The 25,008-nt window shown below is 65.3% G+C and carries 17 protein-coding genes, 1 tRNA gene and 1 pseudogene; 12 read left to right on the top strand and 7 right to left on the bottom strand.

Annotated elements, in window-relative coordinates:
• The first annotated feature begins 28 nt into the window (after nt 1-28).
• Both IPJ87_02910 and dnaE read left to right on the top strand, forming a co-directional pair.
• The gene (locus tag IPJ87_02910; GenBank protein MBK7940818.1) at nt 29-469 is read left to right on the top strand and encodes a PHP domain-containing protein; all 441 of its coding nucleotides are present in this window, start codon (nt 29-31) and stop codon (nt 467-469) included.
• The gene (dnaE, locus tag IPJ87_02915; GenBank protein MBK7940819.1) at nt 466-4,287 is read left to right on the top strand and encodes a DNA polymerase III subunit alpha; all 3,822 of its coding nucleotides are present in this window, start codon (nt 466-468) and stop codon (nt 4,285-4,287) included. The genes IPJ87_02910 and dnaE overlap by 4 nt, the downstream gene beginning before the upstream one ends.
• A 3-nt stretch (nt 4,288-4,290) precedes the next feature.
• On the opposite strand, the gene IPJ87_02920 is transcribed toward dnaE, so the two are convergent.
• The 3 genes from IPJ87_02920 to IPJ87_02930 form a co-directional block, all read right to left on the bottom strand.
• The gene (locus tag IPJ87_02920) at nt 4,291-7,824 is read right to left on the bottom strand and encodes a hypothetical protein (protein MBK7940820.1); all 3,534 of its coding nucleotides are present in this window, start codon (nt 7,822-7,824) and stop codon (nt 4,291-4,293) included.
• A 112-nt stretch (nt 7,825-7,936) separates the two neighbouring features.
• Nucleotides 7,937-11,527, bottom strand: a complete 3,591-nt coding sequence (locus tag IPJ87_02925) for an ABC transporter permease subunit (GenBank protein ID MBK7940821.1) — start codon at nt 11,525-11,527, stop codon at nt 7,937-7,939.
• Entirely contained in the window at nt 11,524-12,408 is an 885-nt protein-coding gene (locus IPJ87_02930) for an ABC transporter ATP-binding protein (GenBank protein MBK7940822.1), read from the bottom strand. Before IPJ87_02930 ends, IPJ87_02925 begins: the two co-directional genes overlap by 4 nt.
• A gap of 143 nt (nt 12,409-12,551) precedes the next feature.
• Between IPJ87_02930 and IPJ87_02935 the strand changes: the two are divergent.
• Nucleotides 12,552-13,901 (top strand): annotated as a pseudogene (locus IPJ87_02935) (tryptophanase).
• A gap of 107 nt (nt 13,902-14,008) precedes the next feature.
• On the opposite strand, the gene IPJ87_02940 reads toward IPJ87_02935, so the two are convergent.
• Nucleotides 14,009-14,881 carry a T9SS type A sorting domain-containing protein gene (locus IPJ87_02940; protein MBK7940823.1) on the bottom strand — a complete coding sequence of 291 codons (873 nt, stop codon included), beginning with the start codon at nt 14,879-14,881 and terminating at the stop codon, nt 14,009-14,011.
• Between the two features lie 625 nt (nt 14,882-15,506).
• Complete coding sequence (dinB, locus tag IPJ87_02945; GenBank protein ID MBK7940824.1) at nt 15,507-16,724, bottom strand: DNA polymerase IV; 1,218 nt, start codon at nt 16,722-16,724, stop codon at nt 15,507-15,509.
• Nucleotides 16,725-17,109: 385 nt separating this feature from the next.
• Between dinB and IPJ87_02950 the strand changes: the two genes are divergently transcribed.
• From IPJ87_02950 to IPJ87_02980, 7 genes are all read left to right on the top strand, one after another.
• Nucleotides 17,110-17,760 carry an ORF6N domain-containing protein gene (locus tag IPJ87_02950; protein MBK7940825.1) on the top strand — a complete coding sequence of 217 codons (651 nt, stop codon included), beginning with the start codon at nt 17,110-17,112 and terminating at the stop codon, nt 17,758-17,760.
• Nucleotides 17,757-18,344 carry an ORF6N domain-containing protein gene (locus tag IPJ87_02955; protein ID MBK7940826.1) on the top strand — a complete coding sequence of 196 codons (588 nt, stop codon included), beginning with the start codon at nt 17,757-17,759 and terminating at the stop codon, nt 18,342-18,344. The genes IPJ87_02950 and IPJ87_02955 overlap by 4 nt, the downstream gene beginning before the upstream one ends.
• Nucleotides 18,345-18,407: 63 nt before the next feature.
• A complete protein-coding gene (locus IPJ87_02960) occupies nt 18,408-19,226 on the top strand; it encodes a helix-turn-helix domain-containing protein (GenBank protein ID MBK7940827.1) in 819 nt (272 codons plus the stop codon).
• Between the two features lie 57 nt (nt 19,227-19,283).
• The gene (locus IPJ87_02965) at nt 19,284-19,958 is read left to right on the top strand and encodes a hypothetical protein (GenBank protein MBK7940828.1); all 675 of its coding nucleotides are present in this window, start codon (nt 19,284-19,286) and stop codon (nt 19,956-19,958) included.
• A complete protein-coding gene (locus tag IPJ87_02970; GenBank protein ID MBK7940829.1) occupies nt 19,955-20,275 on the top strand; it encodes a hypothetical protein in 321 nt (106 codons plus the stop codon). The genes IPJ87_02965 and IPJ87_02970 overlap by 4 nt, the downstream gene beginning before the upstream one ends.
• Nucleotides 20,272-20,424 carry a hypothetical protein gene (locus IPJ87_02975; GenBank protein MBK7940830.1) on the top strand — a complete coding sequence of 51 codons (153 nt, stop codon included), beginning with the start codon at nt 20,272-20,274 and terminating at the stop codon, nt 20,422-20,424. The genes IPJ87_02970 and IPJ87_02975 overlap by 4 nt, the downstream gene beginning before the upstream one ends.
• 45 nt (nt 20,425-20,469) lie before the next feature.
• Nucleotides 20,470-22,518, top strand: coding sequence for a dihydrofolate reductase (locus tag IPJ87_02980; GenBank protein MBK7940831.1), 2,049 nt, complete (start codon nt 20,470-20,472; stop codon nt 22,516-22,518).
• A gap of 160 nt (nt 22,519-22,678) precedes the next feature.
• Here IPJ87_02980 and IPJ87_02985 read toward each other — a convergent pair whose 3' ends face one another.
• Nucleotides 22,679-23,176 carry a hypothetical protein gene (locus IPJ87_02985; GenBank protein MBK7940832.1) on the bottom strand — a complete coding sequence of 166 codons (498 nt, stop codon included), beginning with the start codon at nt 23,174-23,176 and terminating at the stop codon, nt 22,679-22,681.
• 110 nt (nt 23,177-23,286) lie between these two features.
• Between IPJ87_02985 and IPJ87_02990 the strand changes: the two genes are divergently transcribed.
• Nucleotides 23,287-23,370: transfer RNA gene (locus IPJ87_02990), tRNA-Leu, on the top strand.
• A gap of 77 nt (nt 23,371-23,447) precedes the next feature.
• Nucleotides 23,448-24,050, top strand: coding sequence for a hypothetical protein (locus IPJ87_02995; GenBank protein MBK7940833.1), 603 nt, complete (start codon nt 23,448-23,450; stop codon nt 24,048-24,050).
• 5 nt (nt 24,051-24,055) lie between these two features.
• Here the strand turns inward: IPJ87_02995 and IPJ87_03000 are convergent, their stop codons facing one another.
• Nucleotides 24,056-24,946 carry a peptidoglycan DD-metalloendopeptidase family protein gene (locus tag IPJ87_03000; GenBank protein MBK7940834.1) on the bottom strand — a complete coding sequence of 297 codons (891 nt, stop codon included), beginning with the start codon at nt 24,944-24,946 and terminating at the stop codon, nt 24,056-24,058.
• Nucleotides 24,947-25,008: the final 62 nt, after the last annotated feature.

Raw genomic sequence — 25,008 nt, forward strand, 5'->3', positions numbered from 1 at the left:
CGCAGGCGGCCACCGATCGGACATCCCCATGTTCATCAACTGCCATAGCTGGTTCAGCTTCACCCACGGGGTGATGAAGCCCGATGCGCTCCTGGAGGAGGCGGCGCGGATGGGCGTGCGCTCCTTCGCGCTCACCGACATCCACTGCTCGGCGGGCATCCCCGACCTGGTGCGCGACGCCCCGCGTTACGGCGTGCGCCCGGTGGCGGGCATCGAGTTCCGGCAGGGGCCGAAGCTGCTGTACATCGGCCTGGCGCGGAACAACGATGGCTTCCAGCGGCTGAACGAACTGCTGAGCCCGCACCTGCTGGATGACGAGGCCTTGCCGGAGCGCCCCCCGAGCTGGAGGACGTGTTCTTCATCCACCCCTTCGCCCACGCGCCACACCAACTGCGGCCGAACGAGCGCGTGGGCATCAGGCCGTCCGACCTCACGCGGCTGCCCTTCTCGCCGTGGAGGAACAGGATGAACGACCTCGTTGCGCTGATGCCGGTGACGTTCCGTGCGAAGAAGGACCACACCATCCACCGTCTGCTGCGCACGGTGGCGAAGAACACCGTGGTGAGCATGCTGCCGAAGGAGGAGCTGGCCGATGCCGGTGAACTGTTCCACAGCGAGGAGGAAGTGCGTAGCATCTACCGCGACTTCCCGCAGTTGGTGGGCAATGCGCAACGCCTGCTGGAGGACTGTAGCATCGCCGTCGACGGCAGCGACAAGACGCGGGCGGCCTTCACCGGCAGTGCGCGGGCGGACCGTGAGAAGCTGCACCGCGACACGCGCGAGGGCCTGCGCTACCGGTATCCGGAGGTGACGCCGAAGATCCTCGCACGCATGCACCACGAGCTGGACGTGATCGAGCGCATGGGTTTCATCAGCTACTTCCTGATCAACCAGGACATCGTGGACCACGCGCGCGGTCGCGGGTTCTTCCATGTGGGGCGGGGCAGCGGCGCCAACAGCCTGGTGGCGTACTGCCTGCGGATCACGGACGTGGACCCGATGGAGCTGGACCTCTACTTCGAGCGCTTCATCAACCCCGCGCGCAAGAAGCCGCCCGACTTCGACATCGACTTCAGCTGGAAGGACCGCGATGAGGTGTACCGCTACGTGTTCGGCAAGTACAACACGCCGGACGGCCGTGCGGGCGGGATCCACGCCGCGCAGATCGCCACCTATACCACGTTCCAGTGGCGCGGCGCCATACGCGAGCTCGGCAAGGCCGTGGGACTTCCGCCGGCGGAGATCGACGCGCTGAGCGAGGGTGACCACGGCTACTACGCCCGCGGCCGGCCCAGCGCGTATTCGAAGAGCGGCGATTTGGACAAGGTGGCGCGCGCGGTGGTGCGCTACGCGAAGGAGCTGATCGGCATGCCGCACCACCTGGGGATCCACGCCGGCGGCATCGTGATCACCGAGAAACCGGTGACGCACTTCGCGGCGCTGTTCCGTCCGCCGAAGGGTTTTCCCGTAACGCAGATCAGCATGCTGGAGTGCGAGGACCTGGGCCTGCACAAGTTCGACCTGCTGAGCCAGCGCGGGCTGGGGCACATCCGGGATGCGGTGGAGCTGGTGAACGCGAATACGGGAGGTGAATGGGAGTTGGCGAATGGTGAATGGGGAATGCAGAGCACGCCTCCATTCACCAACTCCCATTCGCCATTCACCTCTTCTCCCCACATCGACATCCACGACATCGCGCGCTTCAAGCAGGATCCCGCGATCAAGGAGCTGCTGCGCAAGGGCGACACCATCGGCTGCTTCTATGTGGAGAGCCCGGCCATGCGGATGCTGTTGAAGAAGCTGAAGGTGGACGACTACCTGGGGCTGGTGGCGGCGAGCAGCATCATCCGTCCGGGCGTGGCGGAGAGCGGCATGATGCGCGAGTACCTGCTGCGGCACAACGATCCCGAGCGCGTGAAGCAGGCGCCCAAGCGCTTGCTGGAGATCATGCCCGAGACCTACGGCGTGATGGTGTACCAGGAAGATGTGATCAAGGTGGTGCACCTCTACGGCGGGCTTGACCTGGAGGAGTCCGACCAGGTGCGGCGCGGCATGAACATCCGCTACCGCGACCGGCCGGAGTTCAAGCTGGTGGAGCGGAAGTTCTTCGACAACTGCAGGGCCTTCGGCTATCCGCCCGGCGAGGCCGAGGAGGTGTGGCGGCAGATCCAGAGCTTCGCCAGCTTCAGCTTCGCGAAGGGCCACAGCGCCAGCTACGCGGTGGAGAGCTACCAGAGCCTCTACCTGAAGGCGCACCACCCGCTGGAGTTCCTGGTGGGCGTGGCCAACAACTTCGGCGGCTTCTACCGCACGGAGTTCTACCTGCACGAGGCCAAGCGCGCCGGGGCCGTGATCGAGGCGCCGTGCGTGAATACCAGTGAAGAGCTCTGTTCTCTGCACAGCATGGCGAGCAGTGAGTGGCGAGTGGCGAGTAAGATGCACCCACGCCACTCGCCACTCACTGCTCGCCACTCGCCACTCTCCCCACTCTCTCCCCTCATCTACCTGGGCTTGGCCAACATCAAGAGCCTCGAGAACGGGACCGTTCAACTGATCCTGAACGAGCGCCGCCGCAACGGCCCCTTCACGGACCTGCAGGACCTGCTGAAGCGTGTGCCGCTGGCCGTGGAACAGGCGCGCATCCTGATCCGTGCCGGTGCGCTGCGTTTCACCGGCAAGAGCAAGCCGCACCTGCTGTGGGACCTGACGCTGCTGCACCAGCCCGCGCGCGTCACCGCTGATGGCGACCTCTTCGTCACCCGGGTGGAAGAGCCCCGATTGCCCGACCTGCAGCACTACCCGCTGGCCGATGCCTACGACGAGCTGGACCTGCTCGGCTTCCCGCTGTGCGATCCGTTCACCCTTGTTCAAGTGGAGTGCCTGCGCACGGAGCCGACACACGACAGTGCCGACGCACAAAGCCATCCGCGCACAGTGCCTGCGCACCAGCAAGCACGCGACAGTGCCCATGCGCAAGCGCCCGGCGCGGCGCCACTGTCCACGGAGCGCGACGGGCCGAGCGAGGGCACTGTAGCGCGAGAGACCCGCGCGGTGGCACTGTCCACTGAGCGCGAAGGGCCGAGCGAAGGCACTGTAGCGTGCGAGCCCGGCGCGGCGGCACTGTCCACTGAGCGCGAAGGGTCGAGCGAAGGCACTGTTGCGCGAGGGACCCGCGCGGTGGCACTGTCCACTGAGCGCGAAGGGCCGAGCGAAGGCACTGTTGCGCAAGCGCCCGGCGCGGCGCCACTGTCCACTGAGCGCGAAGGGTCGAGCGAAGGCACTGTAGTGCGAGAGACCCGCGCGGCGCCACTGTCCACTGAGCGCGAAGGGCCGAGCGAGGGCACTGTTGCGCAAGCGCCCGGCGCGGCGCCACTGTCCACTGAGCGCGAAGGGTCGAGCGAAGGCACTGTTGCGCGAGGGACCCGCGCGGTGGCACTGTCCACTGAGCGCGAAGGGCCGAGCGAAGGCACTGTTGCGCGAGGGACCCGGGCGGTGGCACTGTCCACTGAGCGCGAAGGGTCGAGCGAAGGCACTGTTGCGCGAGGGACCCGCGCGGTGGCACTGTCCACTGAGCGCGAAGGGCCGAGCGAAGGCACTGTTGCGCGAGGGACCCGGGCGGTGGCACTGTCCACTGAGCGCGAAGGGTCGAGCGAAGGCACTGTTGCGCGAGGGACCCGCGCGGTGGCACTGTCCACTGAGCGCGAAGGGCCGAGCGAAGGCACTGTTGCGCGAAGGACCCGCGCGGTGGCACTGTCCACTGAGCGCGAAGGGCCGAGCGAAGGCACTGTTGCGCAAGCGCCCGGCGCGGCGCCACTGTCCACTGAGCGCGACGGCCCGAGCGAAGGCACTGTAGTGCGAGAGACCCGCGCGGCGCCACTGTCCACTGAGCGCGACGGCCCGAGCGAAGGCACTGTTGCGCGAGGGACCCGCGCGGTGGCACTGTCCACTGTGCGCGAAGGGCAGCGCGAGGGCACCATCCGCATTCCAGCGCGGGAGATGAGCTCGTGTGTGGGCAGAACGGTGGAGATGCTCGGTTACATGATCCACGTGAAGGCCACCACCACGCAGACGGGCAATTACATGAGCTTCGGGTGCTTCATCGATCCGGCGGGCGACTTCTGGGACAGCACGCAGTTCCCACAGGTGGCCGCGCGGTATCCCTTCGGTGGGCGCGGTGTGTACCGCCTGACCGGTGTGGTGGAGGAGGAGTTCGGGCACTGTGCGCTTCGTACCATCAGCATGGAGAAGCTGCCATGGAGGCCCGATCCGCGGTACGGGACGAAGTGAGGGTCAGTCCACCGCGCGCCGGTCATCCTCCACCTCCCTGTCGAAGAACAGGTGATCGGGATCCACCACCACGGCCTTGGGCTTCCGTGGGACGGTCATGCGCACCGAGTTCTCCCCGGAACGCGACCGCACGCGTTGCTTCGTTTCGCCGCTTTCCTGCTCCACGGCGACATCCAGCCAGTCGTTCATCGGCACTTCGGTCTCTTTGCCGAGCGGGTCCGCGTGGAGCTTGGCGCAGGTGATCACGGCCGCCACCGTCCATGAGCCGTCCGCGTTGCGCTCCGCCTTCGTGGAGGTCACGGCGTTGCGGTGGAAGGTGATGTGCTTCAATCCGTCCTCCAGCAGGTAGCGCAGGCTGTCCGGCGTAACAGCCTCCAAGGAGCGGTACAGATCGAGCGTGGTCGGATAGGGCGAGCCTTGGAAAGCGAACGAGTCCACGAAGGCCCGATAGGCGGCGTTCACACGCTCCTCGCCGATGAGGTCCTTCAGCCCGTACATCACCACACTGCCCTTGCTGTAATGGATGTGCTGCTGGTTCTCCACCTTCATCAACGGCAGTTCACCGATGCCCTCCTTCCCGCGACCGCGCAGGTAGGTGTCGCGTTCGTACTTGAGGAACTTCCGCATGGCCGCACGGCCGTACTCCTTCTCCAGCACCATGAGCGCGGTGTACTGCGCCATGCTCTCGTTCATCATGGTGCTGCCCTGCATGCGCGGTCCCAGCACCTGGTGGCCCCACCATTGGTGCGCCACCTCGTGCGCCACCACGTAGTGGACCATGTCGATCCGGGCCGTGTCGCGCAGGTCGGTGATGAATCCGATGGCCTCGCTGTACGGCATGGTGCCTGGGAACGATTGCGCGAAGCCACGGTAGCGCGGGAACTCGATGATGCGCGCCACCTTGTGCTGGTAGGGCGAGAAGTTGGACGACGCATATCCGATCGCATCCCGCATCGCCTTCAACATGCGCTGCACGTTTGAGCCATGCTCCGGATGATGGTACACCTCCAGCATCACGCCATCGACCTCTTCCCTCGTGATCCGGTACCGCGCGCTCAGCACCGACCAGAAGTTGAAGATGGGCGTGGCGCTTTCGTAGCGGAACCAACGCATTCCGTTCTCCCGCCATTCCCGCTTCAGGTCGCCCGGCGCGATGGCGGTCTGGTCCGGAGCGGTGCCGATCGTGCATGAGAACCGGATGTGATCGGCGTAGGGCATCACCGCGGAGAAGCGCCGGTCGTGAGGATCGTCGCTCAACGGATCCATGCGCCTGTTCGGCGGCAGCGAGTGCTTGCGGCGCGCACCGGGGTCCATCAGCTCCGCATCCGCCTGGTAGCCGGTCGTGGGCAGCAGGTCGTTGTTGTTGATGAAGGTGCCGTTCTCCACGAGCTCCAGGAAGTCCACGTCGTTCCCGAAGCCCTGCTGGCGCCATTCCGAGGCGACGCCGATCCGGATGCTATCACCCGTTGCGAGCGGTTCATCCAAGCGGAACATGCGCACGAAGAGCGCGCTATCGTTCAATACATCCCTGGCCCCCGGGATGTCGAAACGCAGCTTCATCCGGTCGGGCGGACCGAACCAGAGCGTGTCCACCGCACGTGGTCCCTTGTTGGTGAGCGTCATCTTCGCGTGGTAGCTGATGGCGCGCGCCTCCGGATCCAGATCGATGGTGATGTCCACCGCGGTGACATGCGGAAGCGCTGTGTTCGACATCGGCTTGTAGGTGCGTTCGTACGCCACCTGCAAGGCCTCCGTATCCTGGCGCGTGTGCGGCTCGTTCAGGATGCGGGTGTTGTAGAGGCCCAGACCCAGGAACGCGAGCCATACCCCGCAAAGGACCGCGCCCACCGGCCATGACCTGCGCAGCCTTCCGCCCGCGATGCGCGATCGCCAGCGCCAGGTCGTCTCACCGCCTCGCACGAGGAGGAGCGCACCCCCGAAGAACAGCACGCTCGCGAAGGCGAGCCAGTACGCCTTGAAGAAGAGCCACGGCATGAGGAAGGGTCCGAACCCGTTCATGTCCGAATACCAGAGCCTCGGCGAGCCATAGAGCACGATCAGGTTCGACTCCACCTTCAGGAACCGCCAGATGAGCGTGTTCACCGCGAAGAGCACGACGAAAAGACCGAAGCCCGCGTACTTGTGATGCACCACCATCTGGACGGCGAGCGCGAGCATGCACCAGAACGCGAACGCGACCAGACCTGGGCCGATGAACGAGACAAGGTAGAGGCCTGCCTGGAGGCGCGTGTAGCCCATGGCCAGCTGCGTGGCCATGCCGGCCAGCGACATGAGGACAAGGACGAGCCCCCCCACGATGAGCACCGCGGTGAGATGGGACAGTATCCGATGGCGCGACCGCACGGGCAGCGCATGCGCGATGCCATCCAGGCCCATGTCCCGGTCGCGCCAGTAGAGCTCACCGCTGTAGTAGGTGATCAGCACCACGATGAAGAGCATGGATAGGCCCCGCAGTAGCTCGGTGATATTGTAGGTGACCGGCCATGAGCGATTCCCGAAGGCCTGGTCCACTTCGCTCAAGGCCACCAGGCACATGAGCAGACCCAGCCCGACGATGACCCAGAAGACCGGCGAACGAACGATGCTGGTAAGGTCCGATCGCAACAGCCGGCCGAAGCTCTTCGCATCGGGCAGGCCACCGAACGAACGGCGGGTCACCGGCAGCTCTGCGGTCATGGCGGGCGGTGTCGGCCCATCGGGGACAGGTCGTGCACTGGTCCGGCGCTCCGAGAACGAGAACCGCCCATAGCCCACGAGGAAGATGCAGACCGCCATGGCCGACCATAGCAGCCTGTTCCGCGCCAGCGCGCCGGTGAGCGGCAGGTGCGACGTATTGCTGTCGTGAACGCTCCAATAGCGTGTCACCTCGTCCAGCGCCTGAACCCCGAAGGGATCGAGCAACGAAGCGAGCCACGCGTTGTCCACCTCGGTGGCGTAGGCCGTGGCCATCACGTTCATGACCAGCAGGGCGATGGAGGTGACGAACGCCGCTGCCGTGGACCGTGTGAAGGTGGCCGCGGCGAACATCACTGCGCTCTGGAGCAGGATGCTGCTCAAGGCGAACCAGAGGAAGGCCTGACCGTGCACCACCCAGCTGTTCGGGCCGAAGCGGATGGCATCACCGTACGGTATCCAGCTGCCCACGACCAGTCCGGCCGAGATACCGAGGGTGGGGGCGAGCGCCACCAATGTGCTGCCGAGGAAACGGCCGATCAGGTACTGGCGGCGCGTGACCATCGTGCTGAACACGATGTCCGACGTTCGATGGGCGAAGTCGCGAATGGCCGTCGCGTTCACGAAGGCCGTGACCATGGGCAGCCACAGGAAGGCGAGGTTCGCGTAGAGGTCGTAGACATGGAGCGGCGAGTTGACGTGCACCATGCCGGGGCTGCCTTCCGCCCCGCTCTCGAACACCGCCAGTGCGCATGCGAAGGCGAACGCAAGGCCGAGAAAGACCCACACCAGCGGCTGGCGGCTCCAGAACCGCAGTTCGAAGAGGATGAGACGGGATATCATTGAACCCTGGGTGTCTCTGGTGGGCCGACCGCAGTGCGCGGATGGATCCGGATGCGGTGCGAACAGCCTTTGAAGTTCCCGTCATTCGTGGGTTCGGGTCCAGGGGCCGACCCTACGGTACCTCCACCTTCTTGCTGTTGTCGTCCATCACGCGGTCGATGAACAGGTGGTCGCGGTCGATCTCCGCACGCAGGGGCTTCCGGTCCACGATGAAGGTGAGCTCGTTCCAGCCGCTCTTCAGGCGCAACCGCTGATGCACCAGTGGCACATCGTTCAGCGACTTGTCCGCGTTTCGCCCGATCGCCGGGTAGCGCAGGACGCTCACGTCCAACCAGTCGTTCATGGCCGCCGGGGTCTCCCGTCCCAGTGAGTCCGCGTGGTTCTTCTCCCCCCACAGCTTCAACTTCACCTCGTAGGTGCTGTCCGCCAGCATGCGGGCCGTGGCCTCCCCCATCCGGTTGTTGTACAGGGTGATGCGCTTGAAGCCATCCTCCAACAGATAATCCAGGCTGTCAGGCACCACCTTCTCCAGCTCGCGCACCATGTCGAGCGCGGTCGGGTAAGGAGGCTCAGCATACCCGAAGGTGTCCACCAGCGCCCGGAAGGCCCTGTTCAGGTTGTCCTCGCCCACGAAGTCGCGCAGACAGTAGAGGATCACGCTGCCCTTGTTGTAGTGGATGTAGCCCTGGTTCTCCACCTCCATCAGCGGCACCTCTTTCAGTTCCTCGGTGCCGCGCGATCGCTGATAGCGGTCGCTCTCGAGCTTGAGGAACCGGCGCATGCGGGCGCTGTGCCGGCCGAATTCGTCCTCCATCACCATCAGCGCGCTGTACTGCGCCATGCTCTCGCTGAGCAGGGTGCTCCCCTGCATGTTCGCGCCGATCACCTGGTGCGCCCACCACTGGTGCCCCATCTCGTGGGCCACCACGTAGAACACCATGTCGATGTCCGTGGTGTCGCTGAAGTCCGAGATGAAGCCGATGCCTTCGCTGTATGGCATCGTGCCGGGGAAGGCCTGGGCGAAGTCCTGGTAGCGGGGGAACTCGATGATGCGGGCCTGCTTGTGGCGGTACGGACCGAAGTGCGCATTGTAGTACGCGATGCTCTTCTTGATGCTGTTGGCGATGCGCGGCACGTTCTCCGCATGGGGTGCGTGGTAGTACACCTCCACATCGATGTCGCCGATCTTCTCGCGGTGCACCTCGTAGCGTGCGCTCATGAACGAGTAGAAGTTCATGCTCCTGTGGTCGACCACGTACTCGAAGTAGCGGCGACCGTTCTCGGTCCACTCGCGCTTCAGCGAGCCAGGGGCGACGGCGATCTGGTCGGGCGATGTGCTGATCACCGTGCGGACGTTCACCCAGTCGCTGTTGGGCATCAGGTAGGTCTGCATGCGTCGGGCCGCATCGTCCGCGAGCCGGGGCATCCGCTCCCTGGGACCCAGCCCATGCTTCTTGCGGTCGTACCTGTCCTGAAGCTCGTACCGGTCGCTGTACCCGATGTTGGGCAGGATGTCCATGTTGTTGAAGAAGGTGCCGTTCCGGTTGATCTGCATCACGGTCACCGAGTTCTCGAAGCCCTTCTCCACATGTGTGGCCGTGACGGTGAAGCGCAGGTCGGCCCCGGGAGCGAGCGGCCGGTCCAGCCTGTAGATGCGGTAGTTGACCTGCTCATCGTTCACCACCAGGGTGGCTCCGGGGATCTCCACCTCCTGTTCAATGCCTTCACCCAGCACGAGGTGCAGTGAATCGATCGCCGAAGTGCCCTTGTTCCGCACCGTGACCTTCGCCACGCTCTTCAGACCGCGGTTTTCCGGGTCGAGGTCGATGGCGAAGTCGATGTCCGTGTAATGCGGCTGATGGATGCCCGAGCAGCGCTTGTAGGTCCTCTCATAGTGCGCGGCGTCCTCTTCCTGCGCATCACCGTTCGGCACTTCGTTGAGCACCTTGGTGTTGTAATAGCTCCACGCACCCAGCCCGACCCACAAGGCCAGGGCCGGCCACACGAGGCGTCGGTTCCGCTTCAACCGGGCGACGGCCGCGCGCATCCGCTGGGGGACCCCGGTCTCCTTGCCGCGCACCCAGAAGGCCATGGACAGCAGCAGCAGCAGCAGGGCGAAGGCCCACCAGTACGCCTTGAACCAGAGCCACCCCTTCAGGGCGGTGCCGTAGGCGTTCATGTCGGAGTATGTGATGCCGGGCGCTCCGCCGAAGCTCACCAGGTTGGTGTTCACGTCCAGCGCGTTCCACAGGATGCCGGGGAGGAACATCACCGCGATGAACACACCATAGCCCACGTACTTGTTGTTCACCAGCACATGCACCAGGAAGGAGAGGGCCGCCATGGTGCTGAAGCTCACCAGCCCGGGAAGGATGTACATGCCGAGGTACACGCCCGGTTCCAACCGGGTGTAGCCCTTGACCAGTTGGAAGAGCATGCCCCCGAAGGCCGATCCGACGAGCAGCACGGCCAGGAGCATCACCAGGGCGGTGTATTTGCCGGCCAGGCCAAGACCCAGCGGAACGGGCGTGGCATCGTGCACTTCGTCCAGCTTCGGTTCCCGCTCTTTCCACACGAGCAGCCCGCTGTAGAACACGATCAGGATCATGGTGAACAGGTCGAACGAGCCGCGCATCATGTCCACCACATGGTAGGTCACCGGCAGGATCTCGTTCTCATAGAGCGAGGTGGAGAAGGCCAGGCCGAAGAACATGTTGACCAGCCCGATGCCTGCCACGATCATGAAGGCCGTGCCTTTCAGCATGCCGCGGAAGTCGTTCCAGGCGATGCGGCGGAACTGCCGCCGATGCGCGCGCCCACCGTGCTCACGCTTCACCTGCGGAAGCTCCACGTGACCGGTCGCGGGCGCCTCCTCGGACAGCTTCGCCGTCACCCGCCCGGCCTTTCGGTCCGTGAAGCTGAAACGCCGGGCGCAGAACACGAAGATCCCTGCGGAGATCGTGGTCCAGAGGATCCGGTTCCACAACAGGACGCCCCCGATGGGGAGCAGAGCGGAGTTCTTCTCCTCGACGGTCCAGTAGCGGGTCACCAGCCGGAAGGCCGTTTCACCGAAGGGGTCGAGCAGGGCGGCCAGGGTCTGGTTGTCCATCTCGCCCATGAGCTCGCCCGCGAAGCCTGCGGCCACCATGATCACCACGGCGGTGATGTAGGCTGCGGCGGTACTGCGTACCAGGGCGGCCACCGAGAAGATCACCGCGGCGGAGAACAGGATGTTGGGCAGGGTGAGGTAGAGGTAGGCCTGAGCGTGGGCCGCCAGGTCGTTCGCACCGATGCGTTCCGGGTCCACCCAGGGCATCAGGCTGCCGATCAGCACACCCAGTGTGATGCCGAGCAGGGGGATGGAGGCCACGAGGGTGCTTCCGAGGAACCGACCGAGGAGGTACTCGCCCTTCCGCAGCGGTGTGCTGAACATGATCTGCGACGTGTTGTAGGTGAAGTCGCGGATGGCCGCGGCGTTCACGAAGGCCGTGACCATGAACAGCCCGATGAAGGCCAGTCCGGAGTACCACTGGAAGACCATGAACGGGGCGTTCAGCTTCACGTTCGCCATCTGCCCGCCGATCACCAGCTTGTCCCACGTCACGGCCCCGAAGGCGAGGAGCGCGAACAGCAGGAGGAAGATGTACACCATGGGCTGCCTCAGCCAATGGCGCAGTTCCTTGAGGAAGAGCCGCCAGGTCATGCCGTCACAGGTTGATGAGCGCCGTTGATGTGGCTGAAGAACACGTCCTCCAGCGTAGGCTCGGCAGGTGCGAAACCGTCCGGGCGTCCCTCGTTGTATACGTGGATCACCGGCCGCCCGGCGATGAGCTTGTTGCTGATCACGTTGAACGACGCGTTGTGCGCCTCAAGCTCCTGCTTGGGGATGCTCTTCTCCCAGATGCGCCCCTTCACGGCGGCGAGCGCATCGTTCGGGGACCCGGCGAAGAGCAGGCGGCCCTTGTTGATGATGGCCATGTTGCCGCACAGCTCCTGCACGTCCTGCACGATGTGGGTGCTGAGGATCACCACCACGTTCTCGCCGATCTCCGTGAGCAGGTTGTAGAACCGGTTGCGCTCTCCGGGATCGAGGCCCGCCGTGGGCTCGTCCACGATGATGAGCTTCGGCTCACCGATGAGCGATTGTGCGATGCCGAAACGTTGCTTCATGCCCCCGCTGAAGCCGGCGATGCGGCGCTTGCGGTGCTCCCACAGGTTCACCTTCTGCAGCAGCGCTTCCACGAGCGCCTTGCGTTCGCCGTTGTGGATCACGCCCTTCAGCAACCCGATATGGTCCAGCATCTCGTACGCGCTCACACGCGGGTACACGCCGAACTCCTGCGGCAGATAGCCCAGCACCCGGCGGACCTCCTGCTTCCGGAGCAGCACGTCCAGGTCGCCGAGCATGGCGCTGCCGCTGTCCGCCTCCTGCAGGGTGGCGAGGATGCGCATGAGCGTGCTTTTGCCCGCGCCGTTGGGCCCCAGCAGGCCGAACATGCCCGTGGGGATGGTGAGGCTGACGTTGTCCAAGGCCTTGACGCCGTTCGCGTAGGTCTTGCTGAGTCCGTTGATGACGAGTTCCATGCCCGGCTGGTGTTGTGCCGGCAAGTTGCGACGCGGAAGGCGGAACCGGGGCCGGATCACATGAGCGGCGACCGATCGGGTGGACCGGTCGAAGGCTGATGGCCGGCATGTGGTCCCCGAGCACGGCTCCTTCCTTGAGCCCCATGAAGCCCGTCGTCTTCGAACCCTTCCGCATCAAGATGGTGGAGCCCCACTGAGGAGCAGCGCAGCGCCTGCCTCAAGGCCGCCCGGTACAACCCCTTCCTGTTGCGCAGCGACGATGTGCTCATCGACCTGCTCACCGACAGCGGCACGAGCGCCATGAGCAGCGAGCAGTGGGCCGCCCTGATGCGCGGGGATGAGTCGTACGCCGGCGCGCGCAGCTGGGAGCGGTTCGAGGCCGAACTGAAGGACCTCACCGGCATGCCGCACATCCTGTCCACGCACCAGGGGCGCGCGGCCGAGCGCCTGCTCCATGGTCACCTGGGCGGCAAGGGCAAGGTGTTCATGAGCAGCACCCACTTCGACACCACGCGCGCCAACATCTGGTTCAGTGGGGCCGAGGCCGTCGACCTGCCCGTGGCCGTGGGGCGCGACCCGCAGGCGCTCGATCCCTTCAAGGGGGATCACGACGTGGAGGCGCTGGAGCGCACCATCGCGCGGAAGGGCGCGGCCAACGTGGCGACGGTGGTCCTTGCGGTCACCAACAACAGCGGTGGCGGGCAGCCCGTGAGCATGGGCAACGCGAAGGCCGTGCAGGCCGTGTGCCGCCGCCATGGCATCCTCTTCGTGCTCGATGCCTGCCGCATCGCCGAGAACGCGTGGTTCATCCGCGACCGCGAGCCCGGCTACGCCGACCGCAGCATCGCGCAGGAGATGTTCGGCCTGGCCGATGCTGCCACCATGAGCGCCAAGAAGGACGCGCTGGTGAACATGGGCGGCTTCCTCACCCTGCGCAATGACAGGCTCGCGGACGAGATCACGTACCTGCTCATCATCACCGAGGGCTACACCACCTATGGCGGTCTCTCGGGCCGCGACATGGAGGCGGTGGCCCAGGGGCTGAAGGAGGTGTTCGATCCGGACTACCTCGACCACCGCATCACCAGCACGCGCTACCTGGGCGAGCACCTCATGGCGCTGGGCGCGCCCATCATGCGGCCGGTGGGCGGCCATGCGGTGTACGTGGATGCGCGTGGGCTCTACCCGCACATCGCGGTGGAGCAATACCCCGGCCAGGCTGGTGTGTGCGCTGTACCGCATCGGCGGCATCCGGTGCGTGGAGGTGGCTCGGTGAGTTCGGCAAGTACGATGCCGCTGGCGCGCTCATCCCCGCCGCCATGGACCTGGTGCGCCTGGCGATCCCGCGGGGCGTGTACACGCAGAGCCACATCGACCACGTGGTGCAGAGCTTCGCACGGGTGGTGGCCGAGCGCGACCGCGCCACGGGCTTCCGCATCACCAAGGAGCCGCGCTTCCTGGGGCACTTCACCGCGCACTTCGAGCCGGTGTAGGCCGGGGTGTCTGGGGCCACGCTAGGGCTCTTGTGCCGATGCTGGTCGGCCTGCGGCATGCCGTGACCGTTGGAACCACGGACCGGAGTCGTGACCCGCGGGGATGTTCACTGCACCAGCAGGCGACCGATGGCCCGATCCCCGTGCATATCGACAGCCCTGACCATGTAAGAGCCCGGGATGAACGATGCGAGGTTGAGCGTTCCGGTGGTCACCGTGGTGGTGGTGGTCAGCACCTGGCGCCCTGAGGCGTCCAGCACTTCGACGCGCATGGTACCGCTGAACGGTAGTGCAAGCGTCACCTGGCCATGGGCTGGCACAGGCCAGATCCCGATCGCCGCGGGGGCCTTTCCGTCGATCCCGGTGTTCTCCTCCACACGCCACAGATCGGAGCCGAACCCCGGGGTGTAGGTGCCGATGGCGTCCAGCACGTTGTCCGCGCTGTAGAAGTAGTAGGAGAACCCTGCGTTCACCGAGACCATCACCACATCAGGCACTGTACCCCACGGGGTCACCAGTTGCCCACTGGCCACATAGGTGTCGGTCTCGGTATAGGGCGAACCGCCATTGATGGAATACGTATCGGTGAACGTGCTTCCCATGCTGAACGGGAAGGTGCATAGTGTTCGCCCGCCATCGAACGCATCCGTATTGGCGCCGAGCAGTTCGGCGATGGATGCGTCGACGTGGAAGTGTCGCCACTCCTCGTTCGGACCTCCGGCGTCGCGATGCATGCAGAGTGTGGTGCCGGGGTATGACGCCGCGTATGGACTGTCGCCAGCCGCCGTATAGGTGACGGTAGCGGATGCCCCGAACGGGGTGGCCGCGCTCAGGTCCCAGATATTGCCCGTGCCCGTTGTGGTCAGGCCGCCGGTGCTGAAGTCCGCATAGAACGTGCGGGTCTCTGTGTGCCCTAGGACCGGAACGCTGCCGGCCTCGGTGAGCGTCTGTGCGGGTGCAGCGGAGATCGCGAGCACCATGCCGATTGAAAGGAGACGAAGGGTGTATCGATGGAGCATGCCGCGAGGGTTTCTACAAAAATGCGACCGGTCGACCTTCAGGGTCCTGCGGTCGTGGAACAGTTCCGCACAGCCTGCGGTGGATGGCGATACCCGCGTGAGGGGGCGCAGCGGCAGCCTGCTGAAGGAACGGCCGTGCGGCCACGTGCAGCGAGGAGGCGACCGGAGGAAGCCACCGCAGGGCCGTGGATGCAGGCCGGGCCGAAGCAGCTACAGCGCAGCACCCGACCCCGCTGCTCTTGAGCGGGGGCACGCCCTGCCAAAAAGCAGGAATGAAAAATGTAGAATGTAAAATGGTGAAGGTAGAATGATGGCTCCGCAGCCTTGGGACCGCAAATGCCTCGCTGGGACGTTGACCATTCTACATTCATCATTTTACATTTTTCATTCACCTACGGGTACTTCGAAGAACCTCGAACGGATGGCGCACGCAGCTATCGTTCGGTCAGACGAGGCGCTCCGAAAGGAGGATACTGAAACGAAGTATCCGACTGAGGAGGAACGAAGTATGACCGAAGGAGAGCAAGTGTATACGGCCCGAGAGCCTGCCATGAACGCCGCCGGAGCGAGGTTCTTCGAGGTACCCCTACGTTCTCCTGTTCGCCAACAGCACCGGCGCCTGCCCGTCGAAGGGGTTGTCCATGCGGCCGATGCTGCGCGCGTCCATGCCGCAGGCGCGCATCACCGTGCGGTCGCCGAAGCGCTTGCGGATCCTGTCCATGGCCTGATAGAGGCTCATGGCCTCGGCGGTGTCGGTGAAGGCGTTCATCTGGTGCCCGCCGCCCACCAGGTGGCTGAAGCGCACGCCGATCAGGCGGATGCGCTGGCGGCGGTCGTACAGCGTGCGGAACAGCTCGTGCACCACGGGCAGGATCAGGTGGTCGCAGGCGGTGTAGGGGATGCGCAGCTGCTTCAGGTGGGTGTTGAAGTCGGCGTAGCGGATCTTCACGGCCACGCAGCTGGTGAGCTTGCTCCCTTTGCGCAGCTGGAAGGCGAGGCTCTCGGCCATGGCGGTCAGCATGCCCTTCAGCTTCACCATGTCGATGGTGTCGCGTTCGAAGGTGCGTTCGGTGCTGATGCTCTTGCGCTCGTGCCAGGCCACCACCGGGCTGTCGTCGATGCCGTTGGCCTTGCGCCACAGCACCGGCCCGTGCTCGCCCAGGAGCCGCTGCATCAGGTCGATGGGCACTTCCTGCAGGGTGTGGATCCGCGCCACGCCCATGCTGCGCAGCAGGTGCGCGGTCTTCTCGCCCACGCCGGGGATGCGTTCGATCGGCATCGGCGCCAGGAAGGGCTTCTCGGTGCCCCGCTCCACGTACCATTCGCCCGCGCCCGTCTTGGCCTCGCCGGTGGCCACCTTGCTCACCGTCTTGTTGACGGAGAGCCCGAAGCTGTTGGGCAGTCCGCTCTCCTTGATGATGCGTTGCCGCAGCTCCTTCGCCAGCTTGCGGCTGCCGTGGAAGCGGTCGGTGCCGCTCAGGTCCACATAGAACTCGTCCACGCTGCTCTTCTCGAACAGCGGCACACTGGCGCGGATGATCTCGGTCACCTCGTCGCTCTTCTTCAGGTACAGGCCGCTGTCGCCGCGCAGGATGATGGCTTCGGGGCACAGCTGCTTGGCCATCTTCATGGGCATGGCGCTGCGTATGCCGAAGGCGCGCGCCTCGTAGCTGCAGCTGGCCACCACGCCGCGGTCGCTGTCGGCGCCGATCAGCACGGGCCTGCCGTTCAGCTTCGGCTCGCGCAGGCGCTCCACGCTCACGAAGAAGGTGTTGAGGTCCAGGTGGAGGATGGTGCGTTCCATGGTCGGTCGGTGGTCATCGTTCAACGCTCCGGCTGCGTCGACCCTCAGGGTCGACATGCCATGATCGGCGTTGGGGGTTGTCGACCCGATGGGTCGACGCCACAGGCGCATCCATATGGGTGTTGTGCATGTTCTTTGGGCGCCTTTCGGGCTGTCCGCTGTAGTTGCCTTGCCGTGCCGGGTGCCTCAGCCGCTGCGGTGGCTTCCTCCGGTCGCCTCCTCGCTGGCGCGGCACCAGCGGCCCGCCTGCGGCAAGCTGCCGCTCCCATCCCGGGCGCGGGCCTCGCGTTCGGCCAACAGCTCCGTGCTGACAAAATATCCGTCATGTTGCGTCCGATAAATTAGTCATTATGTTTGCGCTGTCGAATAACTGATCAGTGATCTGATGGGAACTCCGGCGACGACCCGCCGCCCGCGCACCGGCCTGCACCGCGCACGGCCAGCGTTCAGGTCGCCCCACACGGACCTGCTACCGGTGGAGCACCTCGTGGTGGCCGAGCCGCCTGCCGGCTACGGCGCCCCGGTTCCCACCGATGAACAGCTTCTCGGCCGGCTCCACCTCATCGGCGGCCAGCGCGTCATGCTTGATCGTGATCTGGCCGAGCTCTATGGGGTGGAGGTCAGGCGCCTCAAGGAGCAGGTGCGCCGCAACATGGAGCGCTTCCCCGAGCAGTTCATGTTCGAGCTCTCCCTGGAAGAGGACCACGCTTTAAGGTCGCAGAATGCGACCTTAAAGCAGGGCGAGCACGGCAAGTACCCGCCCTTCGCCTTCACCGAGCACGGTGTCCTCATGCTCGCCAATGTCCTGCGCAGCGAACGGGCCATCGCCGTCAGCATCCGCATCATCGACCTCTTCGTGCGCATGCGCCAGGTGATGCTCGCCCACCAGGACATCCTCCTGCGGCTGGAGCAGTTGGAACGCAGGGTGGGGGAGCAGGGCGCCGATGTCCAGCTGCTCTTCCACCACCTCAAGCAACTGCTCGCTCCGCCTTCGGAGCCGCGCAAGCGGATCGGCTTCAAACCCGACGAAGCATGAACACCGCCACGGACACCCTGCTCCAGGAGCCACCGGCCAGCTACACCGCCGTAGCCCCGCCCGATGCCGCCATCACCGGCCGCATCCATGTTATCCGTGGCCAGAAGGTGATGTTGGACCGCGACCTCGCCGAGCTCTACGGTGTGGAGACCAAGCACCTCAAGCGCCAGGTACGGCGCAACATCAACCGCTTCCCCGAGGACTTCATGTTCGAACTGACCTCTGCCGAGTGGGCCGCTTTGAGGTACCAATTCGGCACCTCAAACGAGCGAGTCCGCTCAGAACGAGGTGGTTCCAGGGTGCTCCCCATGGCCTTCAGCGAGCAAGGCGTGGCCATGCTCTCCAGCGTCCTCAACAGCGAGCAGGCCATCCTGGTCAACATTCACATCATCCGCGTCTTCAGCCGGATGCGGGAGGTGCTCCTTTCGCACTGCGAGATCCTCCAGAAGCTGGAACAGCTCGAGGGCCGCCTCTCCGGCCACGACGAGGAGATCCAGGCCATCTTCGATCACCTCACCGCACTGGTCTCGCCCGCCGCTGAGCAGCAGCGACGATCGATCGGATTCAAACCACAGGACCCCTGACCGCACCTGGGGCAAGCAACTGTCAACCGTCATACAGCATAACACATCCTTCCCATGGCAACCCTGCTCTTCGGCTCCAACATCAAGCTCCTCCGACAGCGCCGCGGCCGCTCGCAGGAGGAGGTCGCCATCGCGCTCGATGTCAAGCGCAGCAGCTACAGCGGCTACGAGAACGGCAGTGCCGAGCCGTCCTTCGACCTGCTCGTGCGCATGAGCGAGTACTTCAAGGTGAGCATCGACAAGCTGCTCAAGGATGAGCTCACGGCCCTCAGCGAAAGCCAGCTCGGCATCCTGGAGCGCGGGGGCGACATCGACCTCAGTGGACGGCGACTGCGCGTGCTGGCCACCACGGTGGACCGCGAGGACCGCGAGAACGTGGAGCTGGTGCCCGAGAAGGCCAAGGCCGGCTATGCGCTGGGCTACGCCGATCCGGAGTACATCAGCATCCTGCCCACCTTCCAGATGCCCTTTCTGGCCAAGGACCGCAAGTACCGCACCTTCCAGATCAGCGGCGACAGCATGCCGCCTGTGGGTGATGGTTCCTGGGTCACCGGCGAGTACGTGCAGAACTGGCAGACCATCCGCGACGGCCAGCCCTATATCGTGGTCACCAAGGACGATGGCATCGTCTTCAAGGTGGTGTACAACCAGCTGAAGGAGAAGGGCACCCTGCTGCTCTGCAGCACCAATCCGCTCTACGCGCCCTTCGAGGTGCAGGTCACCAACGTGCTGGAGGTGTGGAAGTTCGTGCACTTCATCAGCGCCGAGCTGCCCGAGCCCAACATGAGCCGCGACGACCTGGCCCGCAGCGTGGTGGAACTGCGCAAGGAGGTGGGCCAGTTGCGGCTGGCCATGGAGCAGCAGGGCCGGTTGGCCTTCTGATCCACCGGCCGTTCGGCCGATCCTCGGGCACTTTCGGCCGTGGTGCTACATTGCGCCATGCCCCGCACCCTGCGTCCCCTGCTGTCAGCCATGGCGGCCGTTCTCCTGCTCACCGGCTGCCTCACCATCGAGGAGAACTACACCTTCAAGAAGGACGGCAGCGGCACCATGGAGTACGTGGTGGACATGAGCGCTCTCGGGGAGATGCTGAAGAGCCTGGAGGCCTTGGGCGAAGGCAAGGGCGACGATGGTGGGCCCGGGGACCTCGATATGAAGGACCAGGCCGCCACCCTCAAGTCGATGCCGGGCATCAGCAAGGTGAAGGTGAACAAAAAGGAGAAGTACGTCCAGCGGCTCACCTTCCGCTTCAAGGACATCCATGCGCTGAACGGAGCGCTCAACGTGCTGATGCCGGACAGCACCGGGACCACGCACGACTTCTTCCGCTGGGACGGCAGCACGCTGGTGCGCACCAACAACCGGCACGCCCTGGAGATGGGCGATGACATGGGGGCCGACGCCACCGGCGACAGCACCGACCCCACGGCCTTCCTGCAGCGCATGCACTACAAGTACAGCTTCACCTTCGCCGAGGCCATCCGTGACCGTCAGGTGGCCGAAGGGGTGAGCCAGGAGAGCCCCGAACCCCGGCAGTTGAAGCTCGACACGGACTGGAGCGTGATCATGAAGGATCCCGCGGCCCTCGACCTCCGCATCACCCTGGACAAGTGAACCCGTTGCAGGAACACCTGCTGGAGCGCGCCATCCGGCTGGCCGCCAAGGTCCACAAGGGCCAGGTGGACCGCTTCGAGAAACCGTACATCCTGCACGTGATGCGCGTGATGATGCGCGGCCATGACCTGGAGGAGCAGGTGCTGGGCGCACTGCATGACGTCCTGGAGCGTAGCCCGGTCACCGTCACCGAGCTCCAGGAGAAGGGGTTCCCGGAGCGCATCCTCAAGGCGCTGGTGCACATCAGCCGGCGCACGGACGAGGACTATGAGGCCTACATCGAGCGCGTGATGCAGGATCCTGGTCCATCCGGGTGAAGCTGCACGACCTCGCCGACAAGATGGACCTGCTGCACGTGAACACCCTGAGCCACGCCGACCTGAAGCGCTACAACAAGCAGCTGGCCGCCTACCACCGGTTGAAGAAACTGGTGGAGCAGGCCCGCGCCAACATGGTCATCCACTAGCCCGCGTCGACCGCACATCCCATCGTACACCGCACCTCCAACGCCATGAAGACCGTTCACGCCCTACCGCTGCTGCTGCTGCCGATCCTCACCGCCTTCCACGGTGGTGGCCCGGAGGCGCGCGGCCGCACCGCCGCGCCCATCGCGGCCGCGCCGGACAGCTTCATCTGGCAGACCGACCAGTTCGCCGACGTGCGCATCCTGCGCTATCAGGTGCCGGGTTGGGAGCAGCTCAACCCACAGCAGAAGCAACTGGCCTACTACCTCAACATGGCCGGCCTGGCCGGGCGCGACATCCTGTGGGACCAGAACCACAAGCACAACCTGCAGGTGCGCCGCTCGTTGGAGCGCATCCTGCGCGACCACAAGGGCGATCGCACGGGAGCGGAGTGGACCAACTTCCTCACCTACGCCAAGCAGGTCTTCTTCAGCAACGGCATCCACCACCACTACAGCAACGACAAGCACGAGCCCGCCTTCAGCCGGGGCTACTTCGAGGGACTGCTCAAGGGCTGCGGCGCCACCCTGCCGGAGGAGGTGCTCACCACCATGTTCGATCCCGCTGTGGCCGCCAAGAAGGTGAGCCTCGAGGCCGGCAAGGACCTGGTGCAGGCCAGCGCGGTGAACTTCTACGGACCGGGCGTCACGCAGGCCGAGGTGGAGGCCTTCTATGCGGCGCGCGAAAAGAAGGACGATCCCGCGATGCCGCTGGCCCACGGGCTCAACAGCCGCATCGTGCGCGGGGCCGACGGCCAACTGCAGGAGCAGGTGTACAAGGTGGGCGGTCTGTACGGACCGGCCCTGGTGGAGAGCATCAAGTGGCTGGAGAAGGCCGCCGCGGTGGCGGAGAACCCGCAGCAGCGCAAGGCGATCGACCTGCTGATCCAGTACTACCGCACGGGCGACCTGCGCACCTGGGACGACTTCAACATCGCCTGGGTGAAGGACACCACGAACAGTGTGGACTTCATCCTCGGTTTCGTGGAGGTGTACAATGATCCGCTGGGCAAGCGCGGCAGCTACGAGAGCATCGTGGAGGTGAACGATCCGGAGGCCACCCGCAACATGCTGGCCATCCAGCGCAACGCGCAGTGGTTCGAGGACAACAGCCCCCTGATGCCCGAGCACAAGAAGAAGAACGTGGTGGGCATCACCTACCGGTTCATCAACACGGCCGGCGAGTCCGGCGATGCGGCGCCCAGCACGCCGATCGGGGTCAACCTGCCCAACGCCAACTGGATCCGCGCGGCCCATGGCAGCAAGAGCGTGAGCCTGGGCAACATCAGCGAGGCGTATGAGAAGAGCGCGGGCAGCAGCACACTGGAGGTCTTCTGCCACGATGCGGAGGAGATCGCCCGGGCCAAGGCGCACGGCGCGCTGGCGGGCAAGCTGCACACGGCCCTGCACGAGGTGGTGGGCCACGCCAGCGGCCAGCTGGAGCCCGGCGTGGGCGAAACGGACCAGACGCTCAAGAGCTACGCCAGCACCCTGGAGGAGGGCCGTGCCGACCTCGTGGCGCTCTATTTCATCATGGACCCCAAGCTCGTGGAGCTGGGGGTGATGCCCAGCCTCGAAGTGGGCATGGCCGAGTATGATGGATACCTGCGAAACGGGCTGCTGGTCCAGTTGCGGCGCATCAAGCCGGGCAAGGACATCGAGGAGGCCCACATGCGCAACCGGATGTGGGTGAGCGCCTGGGTGGTGGAGAAGGGCATGAAGGAGGGCGTGGTGGCCAAGGTGGTGCGCGACGGGGCCACCTACTACGACATCCGCGACTACCAGAAGCTCCGCACTCTCTTCGGCGACCTGCTGCGCGAGGTGCAGCGCATCAAGAGCCAGGGCGATCACGAGGCGGGCAAGGCGCTGGTGGAGACCTACGGGGTGAAGGTGGACCCGGCCGTGCATGCCGAGGTGCTGAAGCGCGCCGAACGCATCCGCACCGCGCCCTATGCGGGCTTCATCCAACCGCAGATGGTGCCGGTCATGGACGCCTCCGGGGGCATCACCGATGTGAAGCTGGAGTTCCCGGACGACTTCGTGAAGCAGATGCTCCACTACGGGGAGAAGCACAGCTTCCTGCCCGATGTGAACTGAGCCGTCCCGGTCTCCGTCGGGCAGAACACCGTGTTGGTCGAGTGCTCACCGGAACCGGTCGGATCACCGGGGCGCCTGCGAAACTCAGCGATCGCGGCGGGCGTAACAAGGCCTGTCCAAGTAGTTCAACGGTCAATCTGAAGAGTCACGAACCCCCTGCCTAGGGCTCAGCCCGGTGGGGGGTTTCGTGCGTCCGGCTGGCCCGGTTGCACAGCAGGTTGGCGGCCCATGTGGCCATCAGCAGGTCGGGCTTGGTCCGCGGCTCATAGCCATGCGCCTTCACGAACCCCACGGCGGCGCTGTGCAGCCGATGGCTGCCGGTGGCGGGGTCGGGGTTGAGGTCCAGGTCGATGCCGTGGATGGGCAGGCGGCCCTCGTGCTTCAGCCAGCTTGCCACGGCCAGGCTGCGTTCCACCTCGCCCCACAGCCGCGTCCACATGTCGGTGATCCGCGTGGCCCGCTCGCGGCGGTAGATCACATGGGCGCCGTTGCCCCGGTAGCGCAACACCACCGTGGTGGTATAGATGGTCCGATCACCCAGGTTCTGGCTGTCGCTGCCGATGCGGAGGAGGGCGTCCGGCGCGCCGGTCAGCAGGCTGCCGAGGTGTGCGATGGGCTCCACCGCACCGCCATCCGCCATTCGTCTGAAACCGGTCATGCTGCGTGCGCTGTCCCCGAAGGTACCGCGGGCACACACCGTTACGACCGTCCGCCGGATCGATCGCGACCGCTATATTTGCACCCCCTGACGCAGAAAAGTCCACACCCACCGGAGTGGCGGAATTGGTAGACGCGCACGTTTCAGGGGCGTGTGACCGTAAGGTTGTAAGGGTTCGAGTCCCTTCTCCGGTACAGCCGATCGGCCCGCCACTGGCGGGCCGATCGCATTCCGGGGCCTCCCCTTCCGGGCACGGTTACCTTTGACCTCGATGAACCGCGTGAAGCGTTTCCGCACCAAGCGCCTGTGGTACAACACCAAGGCGTGGGCGTATGTGAGCGTGGCGGTGGTGCTGGGCTCCCTGGTGCTGGCGGCCGTGCTGCGCGTTCTACCCATCGCCTTCATCGGTGCCGGCCTTGTGCTGCTGGGCTTCGTGCTGGCCATCCAGCGCGACCGTCGCAGGTCGGGGGCCTACCTGGTGGATAGCGCCGCGCTCGTGCTCACCACGGGTGCGCACACCCACCGGGTGCAGCGGTCCGAATTCGTGGATGCCAGCCTGGTGGACCGCGCTGCTGCGCGTGATTACATCCGGCAGATCGCCGAGGCCATGGCGGACAGGGGCCGGGCGCGGGAGCTGGAGCGCGAGTTCGTCCGGTTCTGCAGTGTGGACATCGGCCTGAGCTCGTTCACCTTCGGGTTGGGGCGCCGGCTGATCGACCGCTTGCCCAATTCCAAGGATGACCTCGTCCTCCTCCGGCTCACGGGCCAGCGGCAGCTTCTGCTCTCTCCGGTCTACAACCAGGACCTGGTGGACACCTTGAGCCGCTGGACCCACCACACGGAGGTGGACACGGGCACCGCCCACATCGCATAACGTCCCTAGGACGTGCGGAGGCGCTGGCCGATCCGCAGGATCGAGCGCGTGGAAAGGCGGTTCAACTTGCACAACCGGGCCACGGTGGTGCCATGGCGTCGGGCGATGGACGACAGGGTATCCCCACGCTTCACCCGGTAGTAGGCGGACGGGGCCGCGGCCGGGTGCTTGAACAGCGAGGCATCCAGTCGCAGGGTGCCGGCGGTGAGCTCGCCTTCCGTGAGGTCGAACACCCGCGCGGGATCCATGGGGCGGCCGAGGTAGCGCACTTCGAAGTGCAGATGGCTGCCCGTGCTTGTCCCGGTGTTCCCGCCCAGGCCGATGCGCTCGCCCGCCTCCACCAACTGCCCCACGTCCACGCTGATGCGGCTGAGGTGGGCGTAAAGCGTCTCGAGCCCGTTGGCGTGGCGGATCACGATCACATTGCCGAAGGAGCGGTGGTATTGGGCGATGCGCACCATGCCGTCAAAGCCGGCCACCACGGGGTCACCGGTCTCCAGCTTCAGGTCGACCCCATAGTGCATGCGACCATGACGTGGACCGAAGACCGAGGTGATGCGGCCGCACACCGGCATCTCGTGGTCACAGGCCGCATGGCTCAACCACAGGGTGGTGGGGGCCACAGGCAGGGTCTGGTCGTGATGCCCGAAAATGCTCTCGGTGTTCCAGTCGCAGTACAGATCGTAACCAGGGATGAGCCACAGGCTGTCCTTCAGGGTCAGGGCACCGCCGGACAGGCTTGGCAGCGCCAGCTCATCATACCCGGGATCCGCGATGGCCTCCTCATAGGCCTCCACCTCCTCGGCCCCTCCGATGGCCACGCTGTCCACCTGCGCGAGCACGGGCGACCCGAGCAGGGCGGGCAGCAGCGCGGTGATGGACGCGTTCCGGAGCATGGCGCGCAAAGCTATCCGCGAGGTCGGACCACGCAAGTCCGTGGTCGTTAAATAGTTTCAAC

It is taken from the genome of Flavobacteriales bacterium, from assembly GCA_016713875.1.
Lineage (GTDB): Bacteria > Bacteroidota > Bacteroidia > Flavobacteriales_F > PHOS-HE28 > PHOS-HE28.